This is a genomic window from Acinetobacter calcoaceticus (assembly GCF_051947995.1).
Lineage (GTDB): Bacteria > Pseudomonadota > Gammaproteobacteria > Pseudomonadales > Moraxellaceae > Acinetobacter.
Map to the genome: position 1 here is coordinate 1 of NZ_JBLVVH010000003.1, position 15121 is coordinate 15121.

The window sequence follows — 15121 nt, forward strand, 5'->3', positions numbered from 1 at the left end:
AGCAGGATCAAGCGCAAGGTGAACATCTGGATGCACAGCCTGCTAAACAGCAGCTTGAAGGCAATCAAAGCAATGCCAAGTCACTGAGTGAGGTTGCCAAGAACCAGCAGACCGATGAAATTGAATCAGTTGATCAACTGAAAGCGTTTGCTGATGAAATTGAAGCGGATATTGCCAAGTTTAACAAGGCCATGCTGTTATTGAGTTCGCCAGCAGGCATTGGCCTGAGCACTAATGAAGATATTCATTTATCTGCGGATGGTCAGATCAATCAGTTTGCCGGCGACAGTATCAATTTGAGCACGCAAAAAAATCTGGTGGCACATGTCAGTGGTAAGGTGAGCCTGTTTGCAGCGCAGAATGGAATTAAGCAGGTTGCTGCCAAAGGTAAGTTTGAGGTTCAGGCTCAATCGGATGGGATGGATTTACTTGCCAAGCAAGGGATTCAGATTATTTCAACCGAAGACCGCATTGAGATTACCAGTCCGAAAGAGATTGTAATTACTGCGGGTGGTTCTCAGATTAAGCTAGATGGTTCTGGTATTTTCCCAACCACAGGCGGCAAGTTTGAGGTCAAGGCGGGGCAGCATTTGTTTATGGGTGGAGCGAAGGTTGAGGCCCCAGAAAGGAAATTTAATAGCTCACCATGTTATTTGACTTTTGAGATTGTGGATTTAGAAGGTAAACCTGCGAAAAATGTAGAATATATTGCATTTAGAGCAGATGGAAGTCAGCAAACTGGTCGCACAAATGCGGCAGGCCAAACTCAAAGATTCACAACAGAGAGTTCAGAGAAGATTTCGATTCATATTAATGATGAAAATGCTTCTAAATATAAGCTGGTAACAAAGGGGTAGAAAATAATGAATAAATATAATGTTATTGAAAAAACGATTATTTTTTATAACCAAAGAAACAAAGTCTTGCCAAATGTGAATTACACTCTCTTTTTTTTTCCTAAACAGGGGAGTCGTATTACCTATACGGGGGTAACCGATGATAAGGGGCAGACTAAGCCAGTTGAAATTAGTGAAAATGGGACGTTACATGTTTTTGTTCAGGGTCATGAAACCATTTTTAGTCCTAAAAAGCTGATTAAACCTGTTTTGGCTGAAGGGACAAATGTTATTGAAATTCAAGATAGTCGTTTAGAGAACAATATCAAGTTTATAACAAAAGAGCAGTTCGAGCTTCAGCAGGAAAAATCCAAAAAATTACGTGCTGAACTAAAAGAGCAGGCGAAGAAAAATCCTAAAGGCAATTTTTTTAATTTATCTAAAATGCCACCAACATTTAATCAGGGTGTACAAAAACTTGAGCAAAGTTTCGATATGTCTTATGAGGAATATAAAAAGAAAAATACTACGATTATAAAGTCCAGAAAATATTTGAAATTTAAAATGTATGTGTTGTACCGCTTTGTTGATAGCCGAGGTAAAGGTATTCCTAATATGAGCTATCAGATTTTTGGAGAGGGGCAAAGTAAACCCTTAGTCGGTTTTAGACCAACACCAACAGATCAAAAAGGTTATACCAAACAAGCGGATACTTATCTGAAAAGCCAAATTAAATATCAAATGGGAAGCACATCAAAGACAAGTGAGTTATATGAACCAATTACTTGTGTAGATAAGCAGGATATCAGGTTGGTTGTTTTCCCAACAGCCTCAGCGAATACCAATCCAGATATTAACAATAAAGCCAGTTTAGGCGAGAATCAGAAACCACCCATTGTCATCAATCCATCTGACAATGAGGTTTTGGTACTTCCTCCTGCACTTTATGCGGAATTTGATCGAAAAACAAAAATTCTATCTGATGCAATAAAGGAAGTTCATCATTCTAATAGTGAATTAACAAGAGCAATTCAAAGTAGAGATCTTGAGCAAATCAAGGAACTCGAGAAAAGGTTGAATATCAATCAGGAAAAAGCCATTGAAAAAATTAATGGTGAATTTAAACAAGTTGCAGACCTTAAAGAGGTATGGATTGTTGAGACAACTGGTGAAAAGAATCAGAGTGCTTCCAAATATAATTTGGTAAGGCGTTATCTGCGTGTTTCTGATTATAAGAGCTATAGCCAGAGGCGCTTAAATGAAGAAAAGGAAGTCAAGATTAAGCAGGAAAATGGTCAGGTTGCTCCGCCAAGTCTTATCAAAAAGGAATTTGATAAACTCGCAAAACAGTTATTGACCGCTAAAAAATCAGTGGGTGGGGATAAAGCCGTTTATAACCTGATTGGTGGCTTGGGTGGCGAAATCGCTGAAGAATATGTTAGTAGTAGTAATATAACGGTGAGTCAGGAAGCTCAGTGGATGCGTATGGTGGCTGGTTCTAGTGCCGAAGGCATGATCAGTGCATCTCCAAAGGGTGTTAAAGCAAAACTGAGCGGGGATGCATCCGCCAAATGGACATTATTCGAAGGTGTAAAAGAGTGGCGTAAATTTTATCCTTGTGAATCTGGGTGGGCTCTTGAACTTGAAAACTATGATTTAGGTACGATTCGGTTTTTAATTGGTGCTGAGTTATCCGGTTTCTCTGGAGCAAATCTTGGGATTGCAGGGAATTTATCAGTAGATATCAGTCATCAAGGTACAACGCAGGTGATATCTGCAGTGGTACGAGAACCTGGACAATCGATGTCAAATATGCTGAATCGTGAACGTAAACCCATGTTTCAGCCAGCAAAAGGTGATCTAAAAGAAATTGCGACTGCCCAAGAAAGCGGAAAACCCCAAGCAACAGCAGGAATTAACGCCTTTGTAGGTGCACAAATACAAGGTGTGCTCAAAGGTGGCATTGAATGGTTTAAACCGAATATAGATAAAAGTGGTGAAGGGAAATTTGTCACAATTGCTGCTGCAACTGCTGGTGCTGCAGTCAGTATCGGGGCTGGCGCGCAAGGACAATTTCAGATTATTTATGATGACGGATGTTTTAAAATACGCGCTGCTGCCCATCTATGTTGGGGGATAGGGGCAAAGGGGGTCGCAACTTTTACGGTAGGTACCGAGCATATTCTGAACTATATCGGTTTTATCAAACTACAATTATTACAGGCTAGCTTTAGAAACCTTCTTTATATTGAATCAGAGACATTTTCATTGATGGCACAAATTTTGGCCTATTGTATTGGTGAAGATCAACCATTAACTGTAGGAGTACAATTCTTATCAAATGAATATAAACGTTGGGTTATAAGATTAGATGTTGATCAGGGCCGTTTAAAAACAGCGAATCATGTGAATTCAGCTAAAGGGCGGGAGGAATTAATCATTGCTCCACCAGAAACCAAGGGGATTTTGCTATATGCAGTGACTCATTGGAGTGATCGTACTGCCCCAATTTTTGATATTTATGTTTCTTTTAGTAGTTTAGAAATCAAGTTTTTTCCTGCCCGAAAGACAGCAGTAATTAATATCTTAAAGACCTGTATTACGACTGCAGAATGGCAAAATACTATTCAACATATTCATCCGCTGGGAGAAAAGTTAACCCGAGATCAATTCGGTAAAGTTGAAGGGGATCTGATTCGCTTTTTAAATTATGGGGAAAATCCCAAATATGCTGAAGATATTATTCGTTGTATTAACCAGGGTATTGATTATGCGGGAACCAATATTAATCAATGGTTAAAAGATTATTTAAAATACCGTAAGGGTGCTAAAGCAGTTACAGGTACGTCCTGGAATTATATGTTAGTAAGAAATCAGGATGATCAGCGTTTTGAACAGTTTAAGATACAGCAGGGAATATCCAGAGGTTTTGAAGAGCAAACATTGATGGCCAGCAATCTTGAAATCTTAGCGCCTTTTGAGCAGGATGAATCAGAGAAGGTGTACCATGTTTAAGGTACACCTTAGAAAGTATATAAATTAAAGATTTACAGCACAACGTACTGAATTATTTTGATTATAATCAAAAGAGTAGTCTTTTTTAGAGTAATACTCTACAAGTTTAGGATCTGCTATTGGATCTATAGCGTGGCGTTGTATGGTTAAACCTTTTGCTGCCATATATAGATTTTGCCCACCGCGTGGTTCTGAACTACGCACAACTTTTAATTTACCTGATGCAGGGCCTTGAGGATTTTTTTCAGGGGATTTACTGTAATATTCTGGATCATACCAGTCTAGCATCCATTCATAATTATCCGTGATCATGTCATAAAAACCTAATGGACTAGCAGGATATTGTTGTAAAACTGGGACATTAGTAAGAGATTTAAATTTTTTATTAATTGCTTTTCTTTGTTCAAAACTCCAGATATTACGGCCGATATCCATTTTGCCGTTATCAGTTGCATATAGAATATACTGGCCACGATTACGGGCAGCATATTCCCATTGGGCTTCTGTAGGCAAATCCATTTTTAAGTTAAGTTGTTGACCAAGCCATTGGCAATAGTCTCGGCCTTGTTGCCAGTTAATTCCTGCAGCGGCTGTAGGAACACGTTCTTGAATTGAAAATTCATCGAACGTTCCAACCTTCTTTTGACCTGTGACATCAGTATAGATATCAAAATCAGCATAAGTGGCTTTGGTAGCACTTAATTGAAAGTCATCTAAAGTGACTTTATGCAAGGGCTTGCTGTCACCTTTACCATCATAAGGAAGTTTATCGACACTATGTTCAGGGCCGAAATCACCCATCATAAAAGTTCCACCCTTGACTAAAATAAGGTTCTTTTTTGTTTTTTCAAGGAGTTGTTGTAATTGCTTTTGTTGTTCGGCAGATAGATTTTTCTGGGCAACTGGTGTTTGTGTCTTTTGGCTAGAATCTGAGGCGGGTTTTGCACATGCGGTTAAAGCAGTGCTAGAAAGCAGAATAATCGCAAGGTTTTGTTTAATCATCTTTTTTAAAATCATTGGGTTGCGGATATTGTTAGAATTCTAAGACAGTTTTGCGGGATTGAAAAGAAACATTGTGTTAAGTATTAAAACCAAATGTGAAGTTGAAATCTTCGCATATTTTTTTACTTAAATTGATGGTCTTCGGTGTTTTAAATAGAAGAAAGAAGGAGTTAAGGTATACGATATTTAAGGTACACCTTAGAAGCTATGTAAATTAAGGATTTACAGCACACCGTACTGAATTGTATTGATTTAAATCAATATTATACTTTTTAATTCTTGGGTCTTTTGCACGTACAGGGTCTTCAACAGGATGCATCGCATGGCGTTGCATGGTTAAGCCCTTTCCTCCCATATGCATATTCTGGCCATCATCAGGTGCAGAACTACGCACAACTTTTAATTTACCTGATGCAGGGCCTTGCGGGTTTTTTTCAGGGGATTTACTGTAATATTCTGGATCATACCAGTCCAGCATCCATTCATAGTTGTCGGTAAGCATGTCATAAAAGCCTAAAGGGCTTGGAGGAAATTGCTGGAGTGTAGATACATTTTTTCTTGCTTTGAATTTTCTATTAGAGGCTTTTTTCTGCTCAAAGCTCCAGATATTACGACCAATATCCATTTTGCCATTGTCGGTTGCATAAAGAACATATTGACCACGATTACGGGCGGCGTATTCCCATTGGGCTTCTGTAGGTAAATCCATTTTTAAATTAAGCTGTTGGCCGAGCCATTGGCAATAGTCTCGAGCTTGTTGCCAATTAATTCCTGCGGCAGCTGTAGGAATACGATATTTAATTGAAAGTTCATCGAATGTTCCAACCTTCTTTTGTCCAGTGACATCAGTATAGATATCAAAATCAGCATAAGTGGCTTTGGTAGCACTTAATTGAAAGTCATCTAAAGTGACTTTATGCAAGGGCTTGCTGTCACCTTTACCATCATAAGGAAGTTTATCGACACTATGTTCAGGGCCGAAATCACCCATCATAAAAGTTCCACCCTTGACAAAAATGAGATTTTTTTTAGTTTTTTCTAGGAGCTGCTGTAATTGCTTTTGTTGTTCGGCAGACAGGTTTTTTTGGGCAACTGGTGTTTGTGTCTTTAGGCTAGAATCTGAGGCGGGTTTTGCACATGCAGTTAAGGCTATACTAGAAAATATAATAGCTATAAGGGTGGGTTTAATCATTTTTTAAAACCTAAAATTGAATGCTGACTTAAAAAGAATGTGGAAGATTGGCGACGCAACGTACCCCATATAAACGATAGGTCATTTTATTTTCTTCATTTGATTTTGGTAGGGCATGTGCTCTTTCTATATTAAGACCACCAGCCATCATTAAATCATCCGCACTCATTGCAGGTGAGCTACGCAATACCTTTTCAGTACCAGACTTAGGCCCTTTGGGATTATCGACAGGAGAGTGTTTGTAATAGTCTTTATCGTACCAGTCATTCATCCATTCATAATTATTGGTGACAAGGTCATAAAAACCTAAAGGGTTTGGTGGTGTTTTGCCAAGCACTGGAATTTCCAGTACTGAATCAGGGGTGTTACTATGACTATAATTGTCATATTGATTTAATTTCCATAAGTTCTTCTCAGGCTCTACTTTGCCTGTGTCTGTTGCAAAGACAGTATATTGGCCTTTATTGCGTGCAACATATTCCCATTGTGCTTCAGTCGGTAGGTCCATAGGCGTTCCTACTTGTTGTCCCAGCCATTGGCAATAATCTTTGGCTTGTTGCCAATCCATCCCTGTCGCAATTTCATGGGCGATCTCTGGAGTAAAGAGTTCATTGTAATAGCTCTTAGGTTGTCCGGTTGCCTCAGTAAAAACATTAAAGTCTTCTAATGTTGTTTTATAGGCACTCATATTAAAGCTGCTCAGTGTTACTTTATGCAAAGCCTTATTGTCATTTCCTGGTGAGAAAGGCAGGTGATCAGGTTTTTCGATATTGCCTTTGGGATTCTTGACCGCCATGCTATCAGGCACGGTTTTTTCAAGTTCAGGAGTGACTACCCCAAAATCGCCCATCAGGTAGCTCCCACCTTCAACAAAAATCATATTCTTTTTGGTTTTTTCCACCAATTTTTGAATTTTTTGTTGCAGTTCAGGTGAGGTCTTTACAACTTTCTGATTAGTTTCAGGTGATTTGGCACAAGCGCTTAAAGCTAGGCCTGAGAATAAAATAAAGAATAGCTTCTGCTTTTTCATTATAAAAAAATCAATTGTTTAAATTTAATTGGAAGAAATCTTAATCAATCTAATTAAAATAGTGAAGTTAATTTGTGTTAGTTGGTATTAAGAGCTAATTAAAAACTTCTTACCAATTATAATGTTGTTGGTGAAAAAGCGATATATAAGGCTGATTATTTTTGATTGATCTATATTAGACCTTGGATTTGATTTCTAGTATTTAACAATATAATCCAATTTTATTAGCATTTTATTCTTATCCATATTTTAAAAAAGGTACTATAGCCTGATTGTTTCTCTAAAAAATAAGTAAAATCTCCTCAAAAGTTTGTTTTATATTCTTTTAATAATCAATTTATTGCTAGAAATAATAGGTAGACTATAGGAAATCAAAGTTGTAATCGTAGATTCAATTTTATATGGATATGAAAATCTGACTATACACTCGTTTGATCTATACAAGGTATTGATATTGAAATGAAAGAAAAATTTATTGTTATGTTGATTATTTTGACCATTTTTCAATTCAGTGCCTGTTCAAAAGTAACTCGGGATAATCAGGAGGTACAAGCCGAATTGCTCTATCAGCAAGGCGGGCGATACTTCTTGGGTCAAGATGTAGCTCAAGATTATATAAAAGCTAAGGCTTTGTTTGAACAAGCAGCGCAGCAAGGCTCAGCGATTGCCCAAAATGATTTGGCCGGCATGTATTTCAAGGGCCTTGGAACCGCTAAAAACGAAGAGAAAGCTTTTTACTGGTATGAACGAGTCGCACAGAAAAATTTTCCGGAAGCACAATATAATTTGGGCATTATGTATGACCATGGCCATTATGTGAAAAAAGACCGAAATAAGGCTTTAGCTTTTTATCGGTTATCTGCAGATCAAGGCTATGCTAAAGCCCAGTTTAATCTGGCAAATGCTTATTCTTCAGGGAGAGGGGTGAAAAAAGATATTGGTCTAGCCATGGATTTATATGAAAAGGCCGCACAACAGAATATGCCTGAAGCGCAATATAACCTGGCAAATATGTATTCTGATGGTTTGCTGGTACCCAAGAATGAAAAGAGGGCTTTAAAACTATATGAAAGTGCAGCCGAGCAGAATTTTCCTATGGCTCAGCATAATTTAGGTTACCTTTATATAAATGAATATCATAACCTTGAAAAAGCCAAGTACTGGTTTAAAAAAGCCTATGAAAATGGAGTTAAAGAATCAGGAGAGGTGTTAAAACAATTAGAGCATGACTCGCCATAACCTGATCTCAGCCATGTCAATGTTTATGCAATAAAAAAGCCACTCAACAAACAATGAGTGGCTTCCTTCGAAAACTAAATCGACTTATTTAATTTTCTTAAAGATAAAGTCATTAATTTTATGACCAGATTCAAGACCTCGACGCTCGAATTTGGTGACTGGACGCCAGTCTGGGCGAGGGTAGCTATTGCCTTTACCTGCCAGATTTTCCATATCAGGACGGTTATCTAGGATATCAAGCATCCATTCTGCATACGGCTCCCAATCTGTCGCTGCATGGAAAGTCCCACCCAGCTCAAGTTTTTGTTCAACCAGTTGCATACGCTCATGAATGACAAAACGGCGTTTAAAGTGACGTTTCTTCTGCCATGGATCAGGGAAGTAAAGCTGTACACAGTTAATGCTGTTGTCTGGCATTTCACGTAATACCTGAATGGCATCGGCATCCAGTACAAACAGGTTCTTTAAGCCAGCCATACCCGCTTCATAGACACACTGTGCGATACCAGGCACATGCACTTCGATGCCGACAAAGTTACGTTCAGGATTGGCCTTTGCCATTAACACCAGAGAACGGCCCATACCAAAACCGATTTCAACGGTTAATGGGCGTTCAGGATGTTCAAAATGCTGGCGTAAATCACCAACAGGGTATTCCAAAATTAAATCACGATAATCTTCTAAAGCAGTACGTTGTGAAGTATTGAGCGGAGCTGAACGACGCATAAACGTCACAATTTCACGGTGCTCAGGCAAATTGTCGAGTTCCGTAATTTGCGTTTCTAACTGATCGTTTGACATGATTCTGGAGATATAAATATAGAAATGCCGTATTTTAAGTGCTCAGGTGGACAAGTCAAACTTTTAAGTGATTTTATTTAGTCGTTTATTTTTAAAAATGATGAAAACTTGTCAAAAAATCTTCATGGTGCTGTCACAGAACTTGCATAGCCTAATGGCAATTTAAACACTAAGTAAAAAATCATGCATAATTTTAAATACCATTCGATCGCCATTTGTTTAAGCCTGTTGGGCGCATCTTCAATCTTTTCTGCGGCGCATGCACAACTGATGTTTAGTCAGTATGTCGATGGCAGCAGCAATAAAAAGGGGCTGGAAATCTATAACCCTGATGCCACAACGGTCAATCTGGCAGATTATGAAATCCAGCAGTTTAATAATGGCGGCACCGTTAAAACCGCGGCATTTCCCTTACAAGGCAGTTTAGCTAGCAAACAGAAATTTCTGATCGGTCGTTCAGAATTACAAGCGCAATTAGGCAATAAGGTCAATCAGGTTGCTAGCTTGTCCTTTAATGGTGATGATGCGGTGGTATTACTGTATCGTGGGACACCTGTAGATCGTTTCGGTCGCATTGGCGAGCGTCCAGCGAATGGTTGGGGTACAGCGGTTTTAAGCATGGGTAACAGCTTTAAACGTATTCAAACAGACAATTCAATCGTGAGTGTTGACCCAACCAGTCCATTTGATCTGGATCAATCCTGGCAGGCCTGGACGGACCGGAATGACTTTTCGAACTTAAGCGGTTCAACCACCACACCGCCGATTAGCGATGCGGTCAGCTGTAGCAGTCGTGATACCCCGATTGCCAGTTTAGCCGAGTCAGCTCAGAATCAAAACTATACCATTCGTGGCGTGATCACCGCAGACTATCGTTATAGCAACGGTTTCTCCGGTTTCTATGTGCAAACGCCTGATAGCAAAGCAACGCCAAATGTCAGCAATGCCATCTTCGTCTATATTCCTGCAAGTAGTGCCGTAAACGGTGGGCAGGTTGGCGATGAAGTGATCCTGCGTGGCCGTTTAACCAGTTATCAAAACCAGCTTCAAATGGATCAGTTGCAGCAGGATATCAAGACCTGTAACCAGAACATGGCATCATTGATTCAACCGCTGGATTTGAATTTACCCTTTAGCAGTTTGACCGATACGGCGGGAAACTCACCGAAACGTTATCAGGGCATGTTGGTGAAATTACCACAAACGTTGACGATCAGTGAAAACTATAATTTCGGTCGTTATGGGGAGTTGTCTTTAAGTCTGGGGCGTCTGTTTATTCCAACCAATCTGTATCCGGCACTTTCAAATGAAGCCAAGGCATTAGCACAGCAAAATCTGCTTTCAAAAATTATCTTTGATGATGGCTATAATAATCAAAACCGTGCGCCGTGGTTGCCACAAAACTTTAGTGCGTTGAATACACTACGCTCAGGCTATCAGTTAAAAAATGCACAAGGTATTTTGGAATACCGTTTTAATGCCTGGCGTGTACAACCCATTGCAGGGGCAAACTTGCCGGAAGTCGTGACCACCACTAATCCGCGGCCAACGATTACAGCTAAGCAAAGTAAACATGTTCGTGTTGCAGCATTTAATGTACTCAACTATGACAATGGCAAGACTGGCTTCCCAACCGAACGTGGTGCAAACAGTCAGGTTGAGTTTGACAAGCAACATGCCAAAATTGTGAGTGCATTAAAAACAATCGATGCTGATGTATATGGCTTGATGGAGATTGCCAATAATGGTTATGGCAGTGATAGTGCAGTTGCTAATTTAACTCGGGCTTTAGGACCAGACTGGAAATATGTCATTCCAGAAGGACTTAACCAGTTGGGTACGGATGTGATTGCAGTTGCGATTATCTATAACAGCAAACGTGTTCAACCCGTGAATAAAGCTGCGGTATTAGATCTGGGGGATAAACCGTTCGACCATAGCGCAATCTTTTAAGCCGCTACAGGGCGGACAGATCTTTACGGTCATTCCAAATCATCTTAAATCGAAAGGTTGTAAGGGGGTAGATCTAAACTCTCTGGATGCGGATCAACGGGATGGACAAGGGTGTTGGAATCCAACCCGCGTGAAAGCAGTTGAACAACTCACGCAATGGATCGCCAAGAATCCAACTCAGGTCAAAAATCCGAATATTTTATTATTGGGTGATATGAACAGCTATGCCAAAGAAGATCCGATCCTGAGCTTTGAAAAAGCCAACTATAAAGTATTGCTAAATGACAGCAAGGTCGGTGAGGGCAATCAGGCTTATAGCTATGTCTTTGGCGTATCGAGTGATGCAGATGGCTATGGCGGTGCAGGTAACCTTGATCATGCCATCGCCGATGCCAACCTGTATAAGCGTGTGGTGAAAGCCTTTGCCTGGCATATCAATGCCGATGAACCAACGGTATTGGATTATAACGAAGAATATAAAACCGATGCGCAAAAGGATCTGTTCTTTTCGGCCAATGCTTACCGTTCTTCAGACCATGATCCCGTGATTGTTGATCTGGATATGAAAACCGCCGATTCACAACTTGAACCTGATCATCCGAAACATATTATCGTAGAGTTTCTAAATTCGTTATTTGAATGGTTAGGCAAGCTTTTTGGTCGAGCCTAATCCGGTTTCCGTGACATTGTTGGGTTTGTTTTTTCATAAAATAATCAATCGTCACGGAATATAACTTGCAAGGTCGAAAAAAATTCATTAATAGTAGTGGTGTAGATGTTCTTAGCATGAAAGCGATTATAAATTTTAATTCTGTCTGTTCTCGAGTTTCGTAGGAACGTTCTAGAGCATAAGTTGTTAGATAACAAGGATCAATTATGAAGTTGTATTATTCACCTGGCGCATGCTCATTGGCAGCCCATATTATTTTAAATGAAATCAACGTAGATTTTGATTTAGAACGAGTTGATCTAAAAACACATAAAACCTCAAAAGGTGCAGATTATTACGAGATTAATCCAAAGGGTTATGTACCGGCTTTGGAAATTAATCCAGGTTTGATTTTAACCGAGAATGTGGCGATTTTACCGTTTCTTGCGCAACACGATCCAAAACAGGACCTGATACCACCATCGGGCATGGGACGGGCAAAAGTTCTTGAGTGGTTGGGGTATTTGAACTCGGAACTGCATGATGCATATTCTGTCTTTTTTACCGGTAAATTGACAGACGATGAGAAGACCAAGGCCTATGCTGAAGTGGACCGTTTGTTGAAATATATCGATGACTATCTGGCGGGTTGGGATTGTGATTATCTGGTCGATGATAACTTTGGCCCGGCGGATGCCTATTTGTTTGTGTTAACCAACTGGTCAAACCATATCGAACATGATTTAACACCATATATCCATATCGTAGCGCTACGTAATAAAATTGCTGAGCGTCAATCGGTTCAGATTGCGATGCGTGATGAAGGGCTGTTGAGCTAATACAACCCAATAAAAAAGCCTCTGCGAACAGAGGCTTTTTTATTTCAGCTCAATTATTGTTGAGCTTTTTGTTTCACGTCAGCAGCACCTGATTCTACTGCACCTGCAACTTTAGCTGTCGCATCACGTGCAGCAGCTTCAGTTTTTGCAGCAGCTTCAGCAGTCGCCGTTGCAGTGTGGTCAGCAGCAGCATCAATCTGATCGCCCGCTGTATCTACTGCAGTCGCAACATCGCTTGTTGCTGCTTCAGTTGCGTTTTTGATATCTGCACCAGCTTGATCAGCCGCGTGTTCTAAATGTTCACCCGTGGTTGCGCCTGTTTCAGGTGCTTTATCTTTATTACAGCCTACAAGCGCAACAGTAGCAGCAAGACCTAATGCAACAAGTAATTTATTCATTGTCTATTTCCTTTTCTTTGTGGCATCCAATAGGAATGGATGCTAAAAATATAAACATAAACTGCATAAAGAATAAAGTTGAAAATTTGTAAAAACACGCACTTACATCGGTCAATATAAGTACGTGTCTTTTTTATAGGCCAGAACGGATCATATAATCAAAGGCTGAGAGAGAAGCTTTGGCACCTTCACCTGTGGCAATGATAATTTGCTTATAAGGCACGGTCGTACAGTCACCTGCGGCAAATACACCTTTAACACTGGTTTCGTTACGGTCGTTGATCACGATCTCACCACGGTTGCTTAACTCAACCGCACTGTTCTTCAGGAAGTCAGTGTTTGGCAATAAGCCGATCTGTACAAAGATCCCTGCCAGCTCAACCGTATGTTCAACATCAGTAGCGCGGTCTTTATATTTCAACGCTGTCACCTGAGCGCCATCACCGACCACTTCGGTACTCAATGCATTCATGATCACGGTGGTATTTGGCAAGCTGTTTAACTTGTCTTGCAACACCTGGTCGGCACGAAGCTTGGTATCGAATTCAACCAGTGTCACATGCTCAACAATACCTGCAAGGTCAATCGCGGCTTCTACACCCGAGTTACCGCCACCAATCACCGCAACACGTTTGCCTTTGAACAATGGGCCATCACAGTGTGGGCAGTAAGCCACACCGCGGGTACGGTATTCGGCTTCACCCGGCACATTCATCTCTCTCCAGCGTGCACCGGTTGAAAGAATGATGGTTTTCGATTCAAGCTTGGCACCATTTTCCAGTTCAACTTCAACTAGACCGTTGGCAGTTTGATCTGCGCCTGTGATCTTGCTGACACGTTGCAGGTTCATGATATCCACGCCGTATTCACGGACATGTGCTTCCATATCCTGAGCAAACTTCGGACCGACAGTTTTTTGCACCGTGGTGAAGTTTTCAATATCCATGGTATCCATCACCTGACCGCCAAAGCGTTCAGCCACAATACCGGTCTTGATCCCTTTACGCGCTGCATAGATTGCCGCAGTACCACCCGCAGGACCACCACCAATCACCAACACATCAAATGCATCTTTGGCATTGATTGCTGCTGCATCTTTCTCAGCTAAGTTGGTGTCTAACTTAGCCACGATTTCTTCCAGTGTCATACGACCCTGACCGATATGCTCATTGTCCTGGAATACCATAGGTACAGCTAAGATTTTGCGCTCTTCCACTTCATCCTGGAAGAAAGCACCATCAATCATGGTTGCCGTGGTATTCGGGTTGTTGATTGCAATCAGGTTAAGCGCTTGTACCACATCTGGACAGTTGTGGCAGCTAAGTGACACAAATACATCGAAGTTTGCAGTCAAGTTGAGGCCTTTGATTTGAGCCAGGACTTCATCAGAGACTTTTGGCGCATAACCAGACACTTGCAGTAATGCCAGAATCAAAGAAGTAAACTCATGGCCCATCGGCAAGCCAGCAAAGAACACACGCGGTTGTTCACCTGCTTTGGCAACACCGAAGCTAGGACGGCGAGCGTTTGAACCGTCAAAACGCGCCGTAACTTGGTCAGAAAGTTCCGCGATTTCAGTCACCAGTTCTTTGATTTTCTCTGCTTTGTCTGAGTCATCCAAAGCAGCAACCAGTTCGATCGGACTTTCTAAACGTTCTAAATAAGCTTTTAATTGAGTTTTAATATTTTGATCTAACATGTATTTCTCCAAACCCTAAGACTTTTAAATCGGTCAATTCATTCAATAAGGCTATACTACGCAAAAACTATAAATAGGTAAAACAGTATGTTTTTATGGGTTTGATCGGTTTTTTGAATTTTTAATTGAATAGTTGAATTTTGAAATATATCTTTCGATAAAAAAATCAGTACAATCAAACCTGTTATACAACTGCAATCATGACGTGACATAAATAGAGGATAAGCAATATGGCATTACAGCGCGGCATCTATCAACATTATAAAGGGCAGCTTTATCAGGTCTTTCATGTTGCTCGTCATAGTGAAACAGAAGAGGAGCTGGTCGTGTATCAATGCTTATATGGCGATTATTCGATGTGGGTACGCCCATTGGCGATGTTTACTGAAACGGTTGAATTGGCGGATGGACAAATCCAGCCCCGTTTTAAATTGATTCAAGCGACTTAAGCAGACTTTGCCGACTTAG

General features: G+C 40.4%; 11 protein-coding genes and 1 pseudogene. 6 read left to right on the forward strand and 6 right to left on the reverse strand.

Annotated elements, in window-relative coordinates; genetic code table 11:
* Together ACNQO6_RS05865 and ACNQO6_RS05870 are read left to right on the forward strand one after the other, a co-directional pair.
* The coding region (locus tag ACNQO6_RS05865; protein WP_440208368.1) for a DUF2345 domain-containing protein at nt 1–857 on the forward strand (857 nt) is incomplete at its 5' end.
* A 6-nt stretch (nt 858–863) separates the two neighbouring features.
* Nucleotides 864–3851 (forward strand): hypothetical protein, encoded by a 2988-nt coding sequence (locus ACNQO6_RS05870; protein WP_440208369.1) that lies wholly within the window; start codon nt 864–866, stop codon nt 3849–3851.
* 24 nt (nt 3852–3875) lie between these two features.
* Here the strand turns inward: ACNQO6_RS05870 and ACNQO6_RS05875 are convergent, their stop codons facing one another.
* From ACNQO6_RS05875 to ACNQO6_RS05885, 3 genes are all read right to left on the reverse strand, one after another.
* Nucleotides 3876–4868, reverse strand: coding sequence for a formylglycine-generating enzyme family protein (locus ACNQO6_RS05875; protein ID WP_440208370.1), 993 nt, complete (start codon nt 4866–4868; stop codon nt 3876–3878).
* Between the two features lie 199 nt (nt 4869–5067).
* Nucleotides 5068–6045, reverse strand: a complete 978-nt coding sequence (locus tag ACNQO6_RS05880; RefSeq protein ID WP_440208371.1) for a formylglycine-generating enzyme family protein — start codon at nt 6043–6045, stop codon at nt 5068–5070.
* 28 nt (nt 6046–6073) lie between these two features.
* Nucleotides 6074–7075 (reverse strand): SUMF1/EgtB/PvdO family nonheme iron enzyme, encoded by a 1002-nt coding sequence (locus ACNQO6_RS05885; RefSeq protein WP_440208372.1) that lies wholly within the window; start codon nt 7073–7075, stop codon nt 6074–6076.
* 459 nt (nt 7076–7534) lie between these two features.
* Here ACNQO6_RS05885 and ACNQO6_RS05890 point away from each other — a divergent pair, with 459 nt between their 5' ends.
* Nucleotides 7535–8314, forward strand: a complete 780-nt coding sequence (locus ACNQO6_RS05890) for a tetratricopeptide repeat protein (RefSeq protein ID WP_440208373.1) — start codon at nt 7535–7537, stop codon at nt 8312–8314.
* Nucleotides 8315–8398: 84 nt separating this feature from the next.
* On the opposite strand, the gene trmB is transcribed toward ACNQO6_RS05890, so the two are convergent.
* Nucleotides 8399–9115 carry a tRNA (guanosine(46)-N7)-methyltransferase TrmB gene (gene trmB, locus ACNQO6_RS05895; protein WP_005231014.1) on the reverse strand — a complete coding sequence of 239 codons (717 nt, stop codon included), beginning with the start codon at nt 9113–9115 and terminating at the stop codon, nt 8399–8401.
* A 183-nt stretch (nt 9116–9298) separates the two neighbouring features.
* On the opposite strand from trmB, the pseudogene ACNQO6_RS05900 reads away from it, so the two are divergent.
* Both ACNQO6_RS05900 and ACNQO6_RS05905 read left to right on the forward strand, forming a co-directional pair.
* Nucleotides 9299–11738 (forward strand): annotated as a pseudogene (locus ACNQO6_RS05900) (ExeM/NucH family extracellular endonuclease).
* Between the two features lie 206 nt (nt 11739–11944).
* Nucleotides 11945–12556 (forward strand): glutathione binding-like protein, encoded by a 612-nt coding sequence (locus ACNQO6_RS05905; protein WP_343581228.1) that lies wholly within the window; start codon nt 11945–11947, stop codon nt 12554–12556.
* A 53-nt stretch (nt 12557–12609) separates the two neighbouring features.
* Here the strand turns inward: ACNQO6_RS05905 and ACNQO6_RS05910 are convergent, their stop codons facing one another.
* Nucleotides 12610–12954 carry a hypothetical protein gene (locus tag ACNQO6_RS05910; RefSeq protein ID WP_038343717.1) on the reverse strand — a complete coding sequence of 115 codons (345 nt, stop codon included), beginning with the start codon at nt 12952–12954 and terminating at the stop codon, nt 12610–12612.
* Nucleotides 12955–13087: 133 nt separating this feature from the next.
* Nucleotides 13088–14653 carry an alkyl hydroperoxide reductase subunit F gene (gene ahpF, locus ACNQO6_RS05915; protein WP_440208374.1) on the reverse strand — a complete coding sequence of 522 codons (1566 nt, stop codon included), beginning with the start codon at nt 14651–14653 and terminating at the stop codon, nt 13088–13090.
* Nucleotides 14654–14883: 230 nt separating this feature from the next.
* On the opposite strand from ahpF, the gene ACNQO6_RS05920 reads away from it, so the two are divergent.
* Complete coding sequence (locus tag ACNQO6_RS05920; RefSeq protein WP_440208375.1) at nt 14884–15102, forward strand: DUF1653 domain-containing protein; 219 nt, start codon at nt 14884–14886, stop codon at nt 15100–15102.
* The last annotated feature ends 19 nt before the right edge of the window (nt 15103–15121 follow it).

Excerpts from the sequence above, each read along its gene's own strand:
- ACNQO6_RS05910 (WP_038343717.1), bottom strand. The coding sequence starts at position 12,954 with ATGAATAAATTACTTGTTGCATTAGGTCTTGCTGCTACTGTTGCGCTT.
- ACNQO6_RS05885 (WP_440208372.1), bottom strand. The coding sequence starts at position 7,075 with ATGAAAAAGCAGAAGCTATTCTTTATTTTATTCTCAGGCCTAGCTTTA.
- ACNQO6_RS05870 (WP_440208369.1), top strand. The coding sequence starts at position 864 with ATGAATAAATATAATGTTATTGAAAAAACGATTATTTTTTATAACCAA.
- ACNQO6_RS05875 (WP_440208370.1), bottom strand. The coding sequence starts at position 4,868 with ATGATTTTAAAAAAGATGATTAAACAAAACCTTGCGATTATTCTGCTT.
- ACNQO6_RS05890 (WP_440208373.1), top strand. The coding sequence starts at position 7,535 with ATGAAAGAAAAATTTATTGTTATGTTGATTATTTTGACCATTTTTCAA.
- trmB (WP_005231014.1), bottom strand. The coding sequence starts at position 9,115 with ATGTCAAACGATCAGTTAGAAACGCAAATTACGGAACTCGACAATTTG.
- ahpF (WP_440208374.1), bottom strand. The coding sequence starts at position 14,653 with ATGTTAGATCAAAATATTAAAACTCAATTAAAAGCTTATTTAGAACGT.
- ACNQO6_RS05880 (WP_440208371.1), bottom strand. The coding sequence starts at position 6,045 with ATGATTAAACCCACCCTTATAGCTATTATATTTTCTAGTATAGCCTTA.
- ACNQO6_RS05905 (WP_343581228.1), top strand. The coding sequence starts at position 11,945 with ATGAAGTTGTATTATTCACCTGGCGCATGCTCATTGGCAGCCCATATT.
- ACNQO6_RS05920 (WP_440208375.1), top strand. The coding sequence starts at position 14,884 with ATGGCATTACAGCGCGGCATCTATCAACATTATAAAGGGCAGCTTTAT.